Origin of the sequence: Commensalibacter sp. M0133 (assembly GCF_016101485.1) — a bacterium.
GTDB lineage: Bacteria > Pseudomonadota > Alphaproteobacteria > Acetobacterales > Acetobacteraceae > Commensalibacter > Commensalibacter melissae.
On sequence record NZ_JACFQI010000001.1, the window covers coordinates 198,451 to 213,355 of the forward strand.

General features: G+C 36.0%; 14 protein-coding genes and 1 tRNA gene. 11 read left to right on the forward strand and 4 right to left on the reverse strand.

The window, feature by feature from the left end:
- Positions 1 to 20 precede the first annotated feature (20 nt).
- Positions 21 to 1,421 (forward strand): ATP-binding protein, encoded by a 1,401-nt coding sequence (locus tag H3T46_RS09010; RefSeq protein WP_198197144.1) that lies wholly within the window; start codon positions 21 to 23, stop codon positions 1,419 to 1,421.
- A 2-nt stretch (positions 1,422 to 1,423) separates the two neighbouring features.
- On the opposite strand, the gene H3T46_RS00910 is transcribed toward H3T46_RS09010, so the two are convergent.
- A complete protein-coding gene (locus tag H3T46_RS00910) occupies positions 1,424 to 2,050 on the reverse strand; it encodes an outer membrane protein assembly factor BamE (RefSeq protein WP_155580315.1) in 627 nt (208 codons plus the stop codon).
- 105 nt (positions 2,051 to 2,155) lie between these two features.
- Here H3T46_RS00910 and H3T46_RS00915 point away from each other — a divergent pair, with 105 nt between their 5' ends.
- From H3T46_RS00915 to H3T46_RS00945, 7 genes are all read left to right on the forward strand, one after another.
- The gene (locus H3T46_RS00915; protein WP_155580316.1) at positions 2,156 to 2,686 is read left to right on the forward strand and encodes a DUF177 domain-containing protein; all 531 of its coding nucleotides are present in this window, start codon (positions 2,156 to 2,158) and stop codon (positions 2,684 to 2,686) included.
- A gap of 227 nt (positions 2,687 to 2,913) precedes the next feature.
- Positions 2,914 to 3,117, forward strand: a complete 204-nt coding sequence (gene rpmF / locus H3T46_RS00920; RefSeq protein WP_155565337.1) for a 50S ribosomal protein L32 — start codon at positions 2,914 to 2,916, stop codon at positions 3,115 to 3,117.
- An 80-nt stretch (positions 3,118 to 3,197) separates the two neighbouring features.
- Entirely contained in the window at positions 3,198 to 4,238 is a 1,041-nt protein-coding gene (gene plsX, locus H3T46_RS00925; RefSeq protein WP_155565338.1) for a phosphate acyltransferase PlsX, read from the forward strand.
- Between the two features lie 35 nt (positions 4,239 to 4,273).
- Positions 4,274 to 5,239: a beta-ketoacyl-ACP synthase III gene (locus tag H3T46_RS00930; protein WP_155580317.1), complete on the forward strand. Its 966-nt coding sequence runs from the start codon at positions 4,274 to 4,276 to the stop codon at positions 5,237 to 5,239.
- A 112-nt stretch (positions 5,240 to 5,351) separates the two neighbouring features.
- The gene (locus tag H3T46_RS00935) at positions 5,352 to 5,657 is read left to right on the forward strand and encodes an integration host factor subunit alpha (protein ID WP_155565340.1); all 306 of its coding nucleotides are present in this window, start codon (positions 5,352 to 5,354) and stop codon (positions 5,655 to 5,657) included.
- A gap of 11 nt (positions 5,658 to 5,668) precedes the next feature.
- Positions 5,669 to 6,223: a MerR family transcriptional regulator gene (locus H3T46_RS00940; protein WP_198197145.1), complete on the forward strand. Its 555-nt coding sequence runs from the start codon at positions 5,669 to 5,671 to the stop codon at positions 6,221 to 6,223.
- Between the two features lie 51 nt (positions 6,224 to 6,274).
- Positions 6,275 to 6,348, forward strand: a tRNA-Pro gene (locus H3T46_RS00945).
- A gap of 6 nt (positions 6,349 to 6,354) precedes the next feature.
- Here H3T46_RS00945 and H3T46_RS00950 read toward each other — a convergent pair.
- Both H3T46_RS00950 and H3T46_RS00955 read right to left on the reverse strand, forming a co-directional pair.
- Positions 6,355 to 7,461: an AI-2E family transporter gene (locus H3T46_RS00950; RefSeq protein WP_198197146.1), complete on the reverse strand. Its 1,107-nt coding sequence runs from the start codon at positions 7,459 to 7,461 to the stop codon at positions 6,355 to 6,357.
- Positions 7,462 to 7,485: 24 nt separating this feature from the next.
- The gene (locus H3T46_RS00955; RefSeq protein WP_198197147.1) at positions 7,486 to 9,579 is read right to left on the reverse strand and encodes a S9 family peptidase; all 2,094 of its coding nucleotides are present in this window, start codon (positions 9,577 to 9,579) and stop codon (positions 7,486 to 7,488) included.
- Between the two features lie 160 nt (positions 9,580 to 9,739).
- On the opposite strand from H3T46_RS00955, the gene glf reads away from it, so the two are divergent.
- On the forward strand, positions 9,740 to 10,894 hold the full coding sequence (glf, locus tag H3T46_RS00960) for a UDP-galactopyranose mutase (RefSeq protein WP_155565343.1): 1,155 nt from the start codon (positions 9,740 to 9,742) through the stop codon (positions 10,892 to 10,894).
- A gap of 323 nt (positions 10,895 to 11,217) precedes the next feature.
- The gene (gene purU, locus H3T46_RS00965) at positions 11,218 to 12,096 is read left to right on the forward strand and encodes a formyltetrahydrofolate deformylase (protein WP_122123480.1); all 879 of its coding nucleotides are present in this window, start codon (positions 11,218 to 11,220) and stop codon (positions 12,094 to 12,096) included.
- Here purU and H3T46_RS00970 read toward each other — a convergent pair whose 3' ends face one another.
- Positions 12,097 to 12,945, reverse strand: coding sequence for an NUDIX hydrolase family protein (locus H3T46_RS00970; RefSeq protein WP_198197148.1), 849 nt, complete (start codon positions 12,943 to 12,945; stop codon positions 12,097 to 12,099).
- A 125-nt stretch (positions 12,946 to 13,070) separates the two neighbouring features.
- On the opposite strand from H3T46_RS00970, the gene H3T46_RS00975 reads away from it, so the two are divergent.
- Positions 13,071 to 14,894: an ABC transporter ATP-binding protein/permease gene (locus H3T46_RS00975; RefSeq protein WP_198197149.1), complete on the forward strand. Its 1,824-nt coding sequence runs from the start codon at positions 13,071 to 13,073 to the stop codon at positions 14,892 to 14,894.
- Positions 14,895 to 14,905: the final 11 nt, after the last annotated feature.

Genomic DNA, 14,905 nt, shown 5'->3' on the forward strand with positions numbered 1-14,905 from the left:
TAATAACAGAAAATATAATTGTGAAAAATTCATATACGAATTTAAAAATTCCAAATTATTTTATAAATCGTAAATTTATTGTTGAACGCACTGTACGACGAATTTTGCCGCGCTCTTTATTTAGTCGTTCACTTTTGATGATTTTAATTCCATTGATTGTTACGCAAACAATTTCACTGGAATTGTTTTATGGTAATTATCTTAGTACTGTTTCTCGTCGTTTGACAGATACTGTTGGCAGTGAGGTTGAGTTCATCGTCAATCAGTTTAACCAAACTAATTCGAGAATAAAATACAATCAGATTATTGAAGATGCACAAAAATATTTTCAATACTCGATTACCTGGCGCAAAGGTCAAATATTCCTTGGAAACTCAAGAAAAAAATCGAATATTATCGGACCTGTTGATGAGCTTCTCAATCAAACCCTGGCGGATCGACTTGATGAACGGTTTGTTGTTGACTGGTTCAGTATAAAAGATCAGGTCAAGATATCCATAGAATTAAAACAAAGTGTAGTGGACATTCTAATACCCAAAAAAAAATTAACGGCTGGTAGTGTTTGGCTTTTTATTTTCTGGATTGTGGGAAGTGCCTTGGTTTTGTTTATAATGACTTCTGTTTTTGCGTGGATACAGTTCAGGGCCATTCGAAGATTATCCAGATCTGTTGAAAAATTTGGTAAAGGGATTGATCCAGGTAATTTACATCCTGATGGTTCAAGAGAACTAAGGAATGCAGCAATTGCCTTTAATGTCATGCGTGAAAGAATTTTAAGATATGTCAAACAGCGTACTGTTATATTGGCAAGCGTTTCTCATGATTTGAGAACGCCTTTGACCCGATTAAGGTTGAGTTTAGCCATGCTCCCTCAAAAAGGAATGTTTAATGCTGAGGAACAGGTTCAAGATATCTTGGAAATGATTACCGACATTGAGGAAATGGAACAAATGATTTCTGCTTACCTTTCCTTTGCAAGGGGTGAAGGAACGGAAGAACCGGTTTTAACAGATGTTTCTCAGTTAATTAAAGATTGTGTTGCAGCAGCATCTCGGGCTGATACGCGATTTTTGTCAGTTGAAATTGATCATGACCTGCCAGATTTGATTATTAGACCTCATAGCATACGTCGAGTTTTTTCCAATATTTTAGATAATGCTAAAAGATATGGGGGGGATGTAAAACTAAGGGTTCATATGAAAGGAAAAGGAATACAGTTCATCATCGATGATGACGGTCCTGGAATAGAAATCGAAAGAAGAGAAAGTGTATTCACGCCATTTGAGACAGGTAATAGACAAAAAGGCACTGGATTGGGACTGTCTATTGCGAAAAATATAATTCAGGGACATGGTGGTGATATAAAATTAGAAACCAGCCCATTGGGAGGGCTGAGAGTAATGATATTTATACCCAGATAGGTTTATGGCAATGTATTTCCTGAGCTGCCAGGTCCACCCGTTGTAAGTGGATTGCTTGAGAAAGGACCACCGTTACTGTTCGGTCCGAAGGTACTTCCAAGTCCCATTGCACTTAGTGGAGAGTATTTGCCAATATTTCCTAATAATTGCTGGAAAAAATTAGTTTTTGTTCCAGGAGTTGGAGTTACCTCTGATACCATGCTGACATTTTTAGCGTCTCTTTTACCCAATTCTTGTATTTTTGTTAATGTCCCACTTTCATTAAAATATAAGGAAAGCACTTTTTGTTTTTTTATTCCTGGATAGGAAAGCGGGACAAGATGAGTCATCATCGATATGTAAATCCAGTTATTATTATTAAATGTCGCGTAGGTTGTAGGAGATCCCAAAATGTCGATAACATCTGATTTACTGGTACTACCAACTTTTAATGCAGAAAGGTCATTTTTTTCAATTATTGTTCCTCTTGGCATTGGAGGGGGAGAGAGAACTGAGCAGGCGGAAAATAATAGACTGCAAGAGATTAAGGAACCTAAAATAATATTCTTGCTTGTTTTTTGCTTAAATTGAGGACAGGATTTACTATTAAGAAGGTATACAAGAGGTTTTTTGTTGAAGCTGGAAGGCATAATGAATACATGATCCTCAAGTTAAACGAAAAATTAATCTTATAATTAAAGAGGTATTGTAGTTTAAATTAAACTGCAACAAAAAAAAACATTAGAAAGAAAAAAATGAATAACTGTTGCGAGTTTTCAAAAAAAATATTTATCAATCAAATACAAAAAAAAGAATTCAGGGTTACCATTGAAGCAAATAAATCAGAAAGAAAGGCTTTGGCTGAGCGGTTTTCAATTCCTGAAATTCTTTTTTTGTCATGTTTTTATAAATTGGCTTATTTTCATGGTGGGCATATAAGGGCGCAGGGAATACTGAAAAGCAGCATAATACAAAATTGTGTTGTTTCCCTAGAGGATTTTCCGGTTGATATCGAAGATGGATTTGAGTTGATTTTTATACCTTTGTCTCAAGTTTCAAGTGAACTGGAGGAGCTGGATGATCCAGATATCATTCCTTATGATAATGACTATATTGACATTGGAGAAGTAACCGCACAGCAACTAGCATTATTACTGGATCCTTATCCTCATAAGCCAAATGTTGAAAAAAAACTGATAATCAAAGAGAAAGATTTGGAAATACAAGGGACTAAATGTAAAAAAGACAGTCCATTTAAAATTTTGGAAAAATTGAAAAAGGATTAAAAATTATTTTTTTATAATATATTTGTATATTAATATTCTTGTTATTTTAATCAATTAAAGTATATTGTTTTTCAAAAGTGTTAGGGAAACCTTGATACGCTTTTTCAAGCTTGCTTAAAAGCCGATATTCTGTTAGACAGGTTGCTTCAATTTGAAAGTTCAATCATGTCGAATGAAATTGGTTATACTGGTTAAATTATTAGATAAATTAGGATAGGAGGGATCCCATGGCTGTTCCAAAGAAGAAAACGTCACCATCACGTCGTGGAATGCGTCGTAGTCATCATGCTTTACGCACTGAGGCTTATGGTGAATGTGCAAATTGTGGTGAACTGAAACGTCCACATCATGTATGTAGCCACTGTGGCTATTATGATGGTCGTGAAGTCGTCGCTGCCGGAGATGCTTTGAAGACCGCAGTACATCAATAAGACTGGAAAGCGTATTATAAATACCGATAACAACATTTTGATGTTAAGTTTAATGGTTTTTATAAATTGTAACTGTATTTATGACTGCAGAATCAGATATTCAAACGAAGCCTCAATATGATCTTGCGATTGATGCAATGGGGGGGGATCATGCCCCTGAAATTGTTATCAAGGGTCTTGAGATTACAGCCGTTAGACATCCAGAAGCAAAAATACTGTTAATCGGAGATAAAGAAAAATTGTCTCCGTTACTGAAAACATATTCCAAGGCAGCCAAAATATGCGATGTTCAGCATACAGACGTGGCTGTTCCAATGGAAATGAAACCTACTTCCGCTTTGAAATTACGAAATTCATCTATGCGTCTTGCCATGCAAAGTGTTGCATCGCAACAAGCCAAAGGGGTTGTTTCTGCCGGAAACAGTGGTGCAATGTTAGCACTGGCACAGGTTATCGTTAAAACGATGCCTGGTATTGCACGCCCGGCAATGGCTGCGATTACTCCAACAGCTAAAGGTGATATTGTAATGTTAGATCTGGGGGCGAATGTTTCCTGTGACAGTCGAAACTTGGTTGATTTTGCCATAATGGGTAACGCTTTTGCAAAAGCTGTGCTTGGTTTGCCTAAACCCACAATTGGACTTTTAAATGTTGGTTCAGAAGAATTGAAGGGTGATGATCGTCTTAGAAATGCAGCCGAAGTGTTGCGGAATAGCCCTTTGTCCGGACAATTTTATGGATTTGTAGAGGGACACGATATAACGGCAGGTACAACAGATGTTGTTGTTACAGATGGATTCACTGGAAATATTGCATTAAAAACAGGTGAGGGTGCCCTCAAACTCGTTTTTCACCTTTTAAAACAAGTTTACAGTTCTGGCTTGCGAGGAAAGTTGGGTTATCTGTTTGTTCGACCCGGATTGGAACGTATGCGTGAATGGCTGGATCCCAAACGTTATAATGGGGCAATTTTCGTAGGTCTAAACGGGGTTGTTGTGAAATCTCATGGAGGTACGGATGAAGAAGGTTTTGCATATGCCGTGGATGTTGCGATGGATATGATCAAGCACGGATTTTATGAAGAAATCCTTACGGGTTTATCACAGGTAAATCCACAGTAATAGCGGTTATATTAAATTAAAGGGTTTCTATAGGGATGATTTATCGTTCACAACTTGTTGGATTTGGTGGATATTTACCTAAGCGTATCTTAACAAATGATGATTTGACATTGATGGTAGATACATCTGATGAGTGGATTCGTGAACGTACAGGTATTCGCGAACGTCATATTGTCTCGGAAGGTGAGACATGTGTTTCCATGGCTGTTGAGGCCGCAAGGCAGGCAATTGAATATGCAGGGATGAGTGTGCAGGATATTGATGCAATTGTTGTCGCGACTTGTACACCTGACAAAATATTTCCAAGTACTGCGGTTGAAATTCAAAAAGCGCTTGGAATAAAAAAGGCTTTTGGATTTGATGTTTCATCTGCCTGTGCTGGATTTGTATTTGGATTATCAGTTGCAGATAATTTTATTCGTTGTGGACAGGCAAAAAATGTATTGCTGATAGGTAGTGAGGTGTATTCTCGAATTCTTGATTGGAAGGATAGAAGGACCTGCGTTTTGTTTGGTGATGGTGCGGGTGCTGTTGTTTTAAGTGCTGTTAACACGGAGACCGAGAGAGGAATTCTTGGATGCTATTTGCATACGGATGGTCAATATGCGGATTTATTATATGTGGAAGGCACACCTGCAAAATTTCAAGATCAATGCTTTTTACGCATGAAAGGACAGGAAGTTTTTCGTCATGCAATAACAAAACTATCCGAGGTTATTGAAGAAGCGCTAAATGATCACAATCTAATGTATCGTGATATTGATTGGTTGGTTCCACATCAAGCAAATTTACGAATTATTTCACGTATGGGTGCAAAAATCAAATTACCCCCTGAAAGGGTGATTGCAACTGTTGATCGGCATGCCAATACGTCTGCGGCATCCATACCGTTGGCCTTGAATGAAGCCGTGAGAGATAATCGTATGAAAAAAGGTGATTTAATCGTAATTGAAGCAATAGGAGGCGGTTTAAGTTGGGGGTCTGCATTGGTAAGATTGTAAATATATTTTTAAAAAATTAATTTAAAAATAATACAGAATTTATTTGGTAACACTATTGAATGAATGGTGTTAGACTTGTCATTTCAGTAACGGATTGTAATTATTTTAGACTATGCAAACTTTAACTCGTGCAGGATTAATTGAAAAACTTTATAGTCATATTGGCTTGTCCCGTAGTGAATCAGCTCAATTGCTAGAAACGGTTTTGGAAAAAATCGTTACAACCTTGGAAAAGGGTGATTCGGTTAAAATCAGTGGATTTGGTACTTTTTCTGTCCGAAGAAAAGGAAACAGAATTGGGCGTAATCCTAAAACAGGTGTCGAGGTTGAAATTGAACCTAGATATGTTTTGAGTTTTCGCTCCAGTCAGAAATTGAAAAAAAATGTTAATGAGGGTATGATTAAAAAATCTTCTTGAAAGGATAAATAATGACCCAAGGTAACTCTGCTCAGATTATTAGTCAATCGAATGAAAAAGTAGATCCTGATTCAGAAGATAATGGAGTTACCAAAAAGGAACCTGGGGCTTTCCGTACTATTAGTGAAGTGGCTGATGAAATTCATGTACCCCAACATGTTCTACGTTTTTGGGAAACGCGTTTTCCTCAGGTACAACCAATAAAACGAAGTGGTGGTCGTCGTTATTACCGTGTTGAAGATGTAACGCTTCTAAAGTATATATCTGAACTTTTATATATCCAAGGATATACGATAAAAGGTGTTCAGCGTCTTTTACAAGAAGAATTGTTGAATAATAAAGTTTCGGATAATGAACAATTAAATTTTAAATCGGAATCTGATATATCGATAACAAATGAATCTCAATCCTCAAATGATGATCTGACAAATACAGATGAAAATAATCAGCAAGATTTATGTAAGGAATTGGAAAAATTGAAAAATGAAAAAACAATGCTGATTGATTCATTAAAAAATGTTTTAGTTGAGTTGCAAGAATTGAGAAAAATAATAACTGAGGCTTAATTTTATATTGATCCAAATAAAATTGACTGCTATATGGCTGTATAGATTTGACGGGCAGTAGCGCAGTCTGGTAGCGCATCAGTCTGGGGGACTGGGGGTCGTGGGTTCGAATCCCGCCTGCCCGATATTCGTTAATATTTTCTTTTTTCAGCTGTCCAATTGTTCCATAACATAATTATGGCGGCCATTATCGCTGGACCGATAAATAAACCAATCATCCCCCAAGATTCCAACCCTCCCAAAATACCGATTAATACCCATATAAATGGTAATTTTGTTGAGCCACCAATCAAAGCTGGTCTGATAAAATGATCTGCAATAAAAATAATGATGCAGCCAACAATCAGTATAGTTAAAGCGATCAAATAGGAAACTTGAAAAAAAGCGATAAACGCAACTATACCAATGGCAATTAGGGGGCAAAAGGGGATCATTGCAGCCAAGGCTGTCAATATGCCCAACAATGCCGCATGCGGTATATGCAGAAAATAGTATAGGGTTCCGAGAATGATACCCTGTCCTAGCCCGACCAGAACTAGTCCCGAAACTGTTCCATGAACTGATGAGATCATTTGTTGAGCAATTGTTTCCCCTTGTTTGCCAAACAATCGTCTCGAACCTGATTTGCATTGATGAATAATTGATTCTCCATCTTTAAAAATAAAAAATAAGGTTAAAATTGAAAAGAAAAACAGTAAACCTCTATGAAGGATTTGTGATCCTATTTTTTGTGTAACATATACTCCATGACTTAGATGCAAATTGGAAATTAGTGTCGAGGCAGAAGATGGATCTTCAAGGTTTTCTTTCCACCAGTGAATGATATTATTGTTTATAACTGGAATTTTATTAAGCCACTCGGGTGGTGGTAAACCCTCACGACTAATTTTAATGACCCAACTTATGCCTGTTTGCAAATCTTTTGTTGCTTCAAGTGCTATAAAACCCAGGGGAAGAAGAAAAACCAGGGTAATAAAACAGGAAAAAATAAATGGTAGTATAAAATTAAATCGTTCATAGGGCCATTTTTGCTTGACAGTTTTGTAAAATGGCCAGCATGCTATGGCAAAGATAATTCCCCAAATAAGGGAAAACAAAAAGGCTTTAATGGTATATAGACCAAATAGTATCAATACGATACTTAAACAACTGTGGGCTATAGTTTGATTATGGATTTGCTCTGCCAGTGACAATTGGCGTGAAATTTTTCTATTGATTATATGATCATTATGGGACATTTTTATTATTCCCCAACATATCCGTTATAATTCTTGCTTGACAATGGAAATGGCGAAGGCCTGAATGAAGGCGGCCTCTTTTAAGACTGTATATCGACCTGCAGCCCCCCCGTGCCCTGAATCCATATTTATTTTCAAAAGCAAGGGATTAGACGATATATTGTGATCTCTTAGTTTTGCAATCCATTTTGATGGTTCCCAATAGGTAACACGGGGATCTGTCAGGCCTCCCATTGCAAGTATGGCAGGATAGTCTTGTTTTTTTATATTATCATAAGGTGAATAACTGGCTATATATTGATAAGCTTTTGAATCTTTGAGAGGATTGCCCCATTCTGGCCATTCTGGAGGTGTGAGAGGTAAAGTAATGTCTGACATTGTGTTTAATATGTCTACAAAAGGAACGACAGCAATGATTGCCGCAAAAAGATCAGGGCGTTCATTGGCTATATATCCCATTACCATACCGCCTGCTGATCTTCCGTCAGCAACGATTTTTTTTGGCTGCGTATAATTTTGTTCAACAAGATAATCGGCACAGCAAATAAAATCGGTAAAAGTGTTTATTTTTTTGAAGCGACGCCCCTCCATAAACCAATTCCAACCTTTTTCTGATCCACCACGAATATGGGCTATGGCATAAATCCACCCTTGGTCGATATAATTCAGTGCTGTTATGGAAAAAACAGGGTCAATTGCATATCCGTATGATCCGTAACCATAAAGAAGGGTTGGGTTTTTACCGTTTAATTCAATATCTTTACGATAGGTCAAGGTCATGGGAATTTTTTCACCGTCGTTTGCAATAGCCCATATCCTTTTTGATACGTAAAGGCTTGAATTATAACCGCAAGGAATTTTCTGCTGTTTAATGATTTCTTTTTTACCAGTTGGAATATGAAAACGATTCCAGCAACGTGGAGTTGTAGGGGACTGATAACTGTATCGTAACCATTCTGTATCATATTCAAGCGTTTCATCCAGGGAAAGAAGGTATGCATCTTCATCACCTGAGATAATTTCATTTTCATCGTTTGTATTGGTTATGATTATTTTTGTATTAACCTCATGACGTTCCAATCTTATAAAATAATTTTTAAACGCCTTGAATTCCATTAGGTAAACATCAGGATTATGATTAATCCAATTTTGCCAATTTTTTCTTTCTATTTTATCCTGTATCAAATTATTCGGTATGGGCAATCGCATGAGTTTAAAATTGTATGCATTATCTTCATTTGTATAAATAATAAAATGATTGTTCCAATCTGTTATTTTGTAAAAAACACCTGTTCGTCTTTTTTTAAAACATATTGCTGCATGTGTGGGGTGTTGTCCCGATATGATCCAGACCTCGCTGGTATCATGATTATTGGCTGTTATATAAATCCATTGGTTGGAAAGACTACGCTCAATATTAATAAAAAAGCCTGAATCTTTTTCTTTATAAACTAGAGTATCTTGGGAAGTGGCTATATGATGTCTGTAAATTGCGGTAGGTCTGCCTTGATCATCGCGATAGACCCAAAATATATACTGACTGCATGGTGAAAAACAGTAAGATCCAGAACAGGGTGAAATGGATTGTGGTAATAAATCTCCTGTCTCCAGATTTTTAATTTTTAAATACCAAATTTCTGAGCCTTGGGTATCTTCAATATAGGCAAAGTATTTATGGTTAGGGCTGTGTGAAACCGAGCCTATTTTATAATAATCAATAGTACTTGCCTGAATATTTGGATCAATAAGCAATTGTTCTTCAAAATCATGAATTGATTTTCGATAAAAACACTTATGCTCTTTTCCCTCTTCAAATCGTGAATAATATATCCAGCTACCGTCAGGAAGTTCAGGGCTGCTTTCTTTATCAGCCAATTTTGATTTCAAGGAAAGAAAAAGCTTGTTTTGTAACGGTTTAGTCTGCTGCATTATTTTATTAGCATAATTATTTTCCTGTTCAAGATATTGTTTTATCTCTTTTTTTAGTTTTGAAGGATTGGACAAGACTTCCTGCCAATTATCATCTTTTAACCAGGCATAAGGATCAGTTCTTGTAAATCCCAGTTGTTTTATGATTTTCTCTTTTTTAAGTGCTTTTGGCGGAAGAATTGATGACATAAGCTAGAACATTTCCCCATTTTTAAATAATTTGCATAAGAGATAAGATTATCATATTTTATCTGGATTAATGAAATAATTAATTATTAGAAAATTGATAATTTCAGATTGATAATGTAAATTCTGTATATTTTGATAAATAGTTTTGAAGGTGGTATGAATGTCTGAAAAAAGAGTTTTAATTGTTGGTGCCGGTTTTTCCGGTGCTGTGATTGGCCGTATTCTTGCAGAAAATGACTGGAATGTGCATATTATTGATGAACGATCCCATACTGCTGGAAACTCATACTCTAAACGGGACAAAGATACAGGAGTCATGGTACATATTTACGGTCCCCATATATTTCATACAGATAATGAAGACGTATGGAATTTTGTAAATAAATATTCAGAAATGATGCCCTATGTCAATCGTGTGAAGACCACAGTTAAGGGACAGGTTTTTTCATTACCGATTAATCTGCACACGATTAACCAATTTTTCCAGAAAGCATTATCTCCTGATCAAGCAAAAGAACTTATTGCCGAAAAAGGTGATAAGTCAATTAAAGAGCCTGAGACATTTGAAGAACAGGCTTTGAAATTTGTTGGTAAGGAATTATATGAAGCTTTTTTCAAGGGTTATACCCTTAAGCAATGGGGACTGCATCCCTCTGAATTGCCAGCATCTATCTTAAAGCGTTTACCTGTTCGTTTCAATTATGACGATAATTATTTCAGTCACAAATTTCAGGGAATGCCAAAAAGGGGCTATACAGATTTGGTAGATAATATTCTTGATCATCCTGGAATTAAAATTTCTTTGAATACAGTTTTTGATAAGGAAAAAGCAAAAAATTATAAACATGTATTTTATAGTGGTCCATTGGATGGTTATTTTCATCATCAATATGGTCGTTTAGCATACCGCACCCTAGATTTCGAAAGATTCACATATCAGGGTGATTTCCAGGGAACTGCTGTAATGAATTATGGAGAGGAAAGCGTTCCATATACCCGTATAACAGAGCATAAATATTTTGCTCCTTGGGAAAGTCATGAAGGCTCGGTTTGTTATAGAGAGTATAGCCGTTTATGTACAGAAAAAGATTTGCCTTACTATCCAATACGTCTTGTAGGTGAAATGAATCAGTTGGATCAATATATAGAATTGGCCGAAAAGGAACCTGATATTACATTTGTTGGACGACTGGGAACCTATCGTTATCTTGATATGGATGTAACCATTGCAGAAGCAATGAAAACAGCAAGATTATTTTTGAAATCCATTGAAAATAATGAAAAAATGCCAGTATTTACAGTCAGTATGAAGTAATTCATATTCATATTGCCTAAATCTATCTAAAAAATAATCGCTATTTCAATGTTAAATCGACTTGCTTTAATTTTAGCGATTATAAATTATTCTAATCAAAAATATTTATAGTCAACGGCAATAGTTTATCAAATTTTTTTATAATAATTCGTAATTTACGATATCTTTCGTTATTTATAAAATTTACGTAAAATTGTCTAGATTCATAATTTTTTAGAATTTAAAAAATTTTGAAGAATTCGTAACAGCTTTTGTTTGATTTTTTAAAGTGCTCTATATAGGTTCTTATGAAGACATACATTAACTATATAGTTTTAAAATCGATGAGTGATTCAATAAAATCAAAACAAAATCAATATGTTTTAACACTTTCTTGTCCTGATAAACCAGGTATTGTTTCCGCAATTTCTACAGGATTATTTGAAGCTCAAGCCAATATTGTTGAGTCGCAGCAGCATGATGCTCTTTCGGGTTATTTTTTTATGCGTGTTGTGTTCACCCTAGAGAGCAATAAAAAAAATTATCAATGGTTATATTCCAGATTGGAGGCTATTGCTGCCCAATTTAAAATGACATGGTTCTTGCATGATCGGGAACGTAAAAAACGTGTGTTGTTGATGGTATCAAGATTTGATCATTGTCTGGTTGATCTTTTATATCGATGGAGAATAGGGGAACTGGCAATCGAACCCAGTGCAATTGTTGCAAATTATCCATATGAAGATTATGGTCATATTGATATGCAAGATGTACCATTTTATTATCTTCCTATTCTTAAGGATACCAAAAGGGAACAAGAAACGAAATTGTGGGATATTATTAAGGAAACCCGGACAGAGCTTGTTGTTCTTGCGCGCTATATGCAAATTCTGTCTCCTGAAATGGTAAAAAAATTGGCGGGTCAATGTATAAATATACATCATTCCTTTTTACCCGGCTTTAAGGGTGCAAAAGCCTATCATCAGGCTTATGAACGAGGGGTTAAATTGATTGGTGCAACAGCACATTATGTAACCGAGGATCTTGATGAAGGTCCAATTATAGAACAGGACGTTGAACGGGTCAGTCACAATGACACCCCTCATGACCTTATCCGTAAAGGAAGGGATATTGAAAGACGAGTTCTGGCAAAAGCCGTGCGTTACCATATTGAAGACCGTGTTCTTTTAAATGGTCACAAAACCGTTGTATTTTCGGATTGATCAGGGAAATAATTTCCCTCTCAATCCAGTTTTTATGCGATGGGCATACTGAGAATTCTTTGCGATGATGCCCATGCGAATAAAAAGATCGATTAATACAAGATTGACATTAAATTTGAAATCATCTGTTTCGCACACTTGATGGTAAACATCTTCTAATTTTTTTAATTGGAAAGATTCAACCTCTCCATCATTGGGAACCGGTTGAAAATCTTCCGGCAACCATAGATCATAGCAATATAACACATCTCGTCTTAACCCTTCAGGTCTGATCATGCTATAAGTAATCAGTGATTTATATTCCGCATTTATCATGAGGGCGTTCGGAATGCTTGCTTCTTCACGTGCTTCTTTTTCTAGAGTGTTGTTATGGGTAAATCCTGCTGGTATACCTCCCGCGACGATATGATCCAGTTTTTCAGGATCAAGCCGTTTATACTTTGCCCGTTTCGCGATCCACAAATAAATTTGATTTCTTTTCTTAACCAAACCATTGAGATGAACTCCAGTTCCAATCAGTCCAAGATCAGGAATAATGGCACGATCAATTTTTCCAACCGGTTTAGCATATGGTGAGGGATAGACATCAAAAAGTTCATTCATGGAGTGAACCACATTATTTTCAATTAGTTGATTACCCAGCATCTCGATTGAATATGGTGCTGGTAAAGTACAAATATTATTTTCTTCCTTAACAACATGATGTTTTTGGAGAGTATCCATAAATGAAGGTCGAACCCATCCTATGATCTGATTATGCGCCTTGAAAGGTAAAAAATCTTTTTGTAACTTGGCGGTGTTACATTTTTTTATATGACGAAATAAATTTTTAAATTCAACAGGTTGCATTAAAAATCTCTTATATTGCTTTAATAGTTTTTTTATTTCAAAGTTATCTATTTTTGTATTTTTTCATTTTTGGGGTAAACACTTCATGTATATTGATAAAACAATTACAATCTTTTGAAAATAACATGTCACGATATTCCAAATTTTCCTATGTCGACAAAGAAAGCACTCGTTCTGGATGGTCAACTTTACTAGAGCTCTTGACCTATTTGTGGCCTCGTCAGCATATGACGTTGAAAATTCGCTTTATCTTTGCGATGTTTTTGATGATTGTTGCCAAAATCATAGCCTTGGGAGTTCCTTATCTTTATAGCAAGATTGTGGATTATTTTTCCCAGAATAATCATGAAATAATTTATGTACCGATTTATCTTATTGTTGGATATGGATTGGTTAGGATTTTTTCCAGCTTATGTTCGGAATTGAAAGACACGGTTTTTGCGCCATTACGATTTCGGGTGATGCGTATAATAACTTTACAATGCTTCGAGCATGTTCAAAGACTTTCACTAAAATTTCATTTAAATCGACGAACCGGAGCAATTACACGGGCTATTGAGCGAGGTGGTGAGGGAATTGAAACAATTTTGAGAGTGGGTATATTCAGTATCGTTCCAACAGTTATTGAAACCTTGATGGTTCTCGGTGTGATTGCTCATTTGTATAACGGATATTATACACTTGTTGTCTGTCTTGCAATATTAGCCTATTTTTTCTTTACGATTTGGTTTACATCTCGGCGTATCAAGATTCGTCGAAAAATGAATGAAATTAATAATGAGGCCAATAATCGTGCCTTGGACAGTTTGCTGAATTATGAAACTGTTAAATATTTTTGTAATGAAGCCCATGAAATAAGACGATATGATGAAGCATTGGCACATTATGAAAAAGCTTCCATTAAAACACAAATAACGCTCAATATCCTGAATTTTGGTCAATCTTTCATTATAGCCATTGCATTGACATTTATTATGTTTATGGCAGCCCGTGACATTGTCAGTTATCATTTTACTGTCGGAAAATTTGTCTTGATTAACACCTATTTGATGCAGCTTTATCAGCCCTTGAATTTTCTTGGCAGTATCTATTCTAATTTGCGAAAATCAATTGTTGATTTGGAAAATATGTTTTCTCTTTTGGCACAGCCAATGGATATCAATAATCAAGAATGTGCCAAATCACTTCCAACTGAATTGGTGAATGCGGGGCCTGCCAAAATTGAATTTAAGGATGTTTTTTTTGGTTATGATCCCTCTCGGGAAATTTTGCATCATGTAAGCTTCCTGGCGGAACCAGCCCAGCAGATTGCCATTGTTGGTCCAACAGGGGCCGGGAAATCAACAATTAGCCGTTTACTGTTCCGTTTTTATGATGTTACATCCGGTGCTGTATTAATCGATAATGAGGATATACGGTCTTATAAACAGGATGATTTGAGAAAGGCCATTGGAGTTGTACCTCAAGATACGGTTTTGTTTAATGATTCAATCGGTTACAATATTGCTTATGGTAAATTGGGAAGCTTACAAGCAGAAATTGAAAAAGCAGCAAGGCTGGCTCAAATCCATGATTTTATTGTTGGTTTGCCCGAGGGATATAATACTCAGGTGGGAGAAAGAGGGTTAAAACTTTCCGGTGGCGAAAAACAAAGGATAGCTATTGCAAGAACGATATTGAAAAATCCAAGGATTTTAATCCTGGATGAGGCAACAAGCGCGTTGGATAGTCAGACAGAAAAAGAAATACAGCAGGCTCTTTTCCAGGTTTCTCAGGGTAGAACCGTGATTACAATAGCTCATCGTTTATCAACAATTATTCATTCGGACATGATTCTGGTTATGATGGATGGGAAAATATGCGAACAGGGAACTCATGAATTCTTGCTTGCAAAAAATGGTTTTTATGCCAATATGTGGTCTATACAGAGTCAACATTCTGATAAATAGGTTAGAAATAG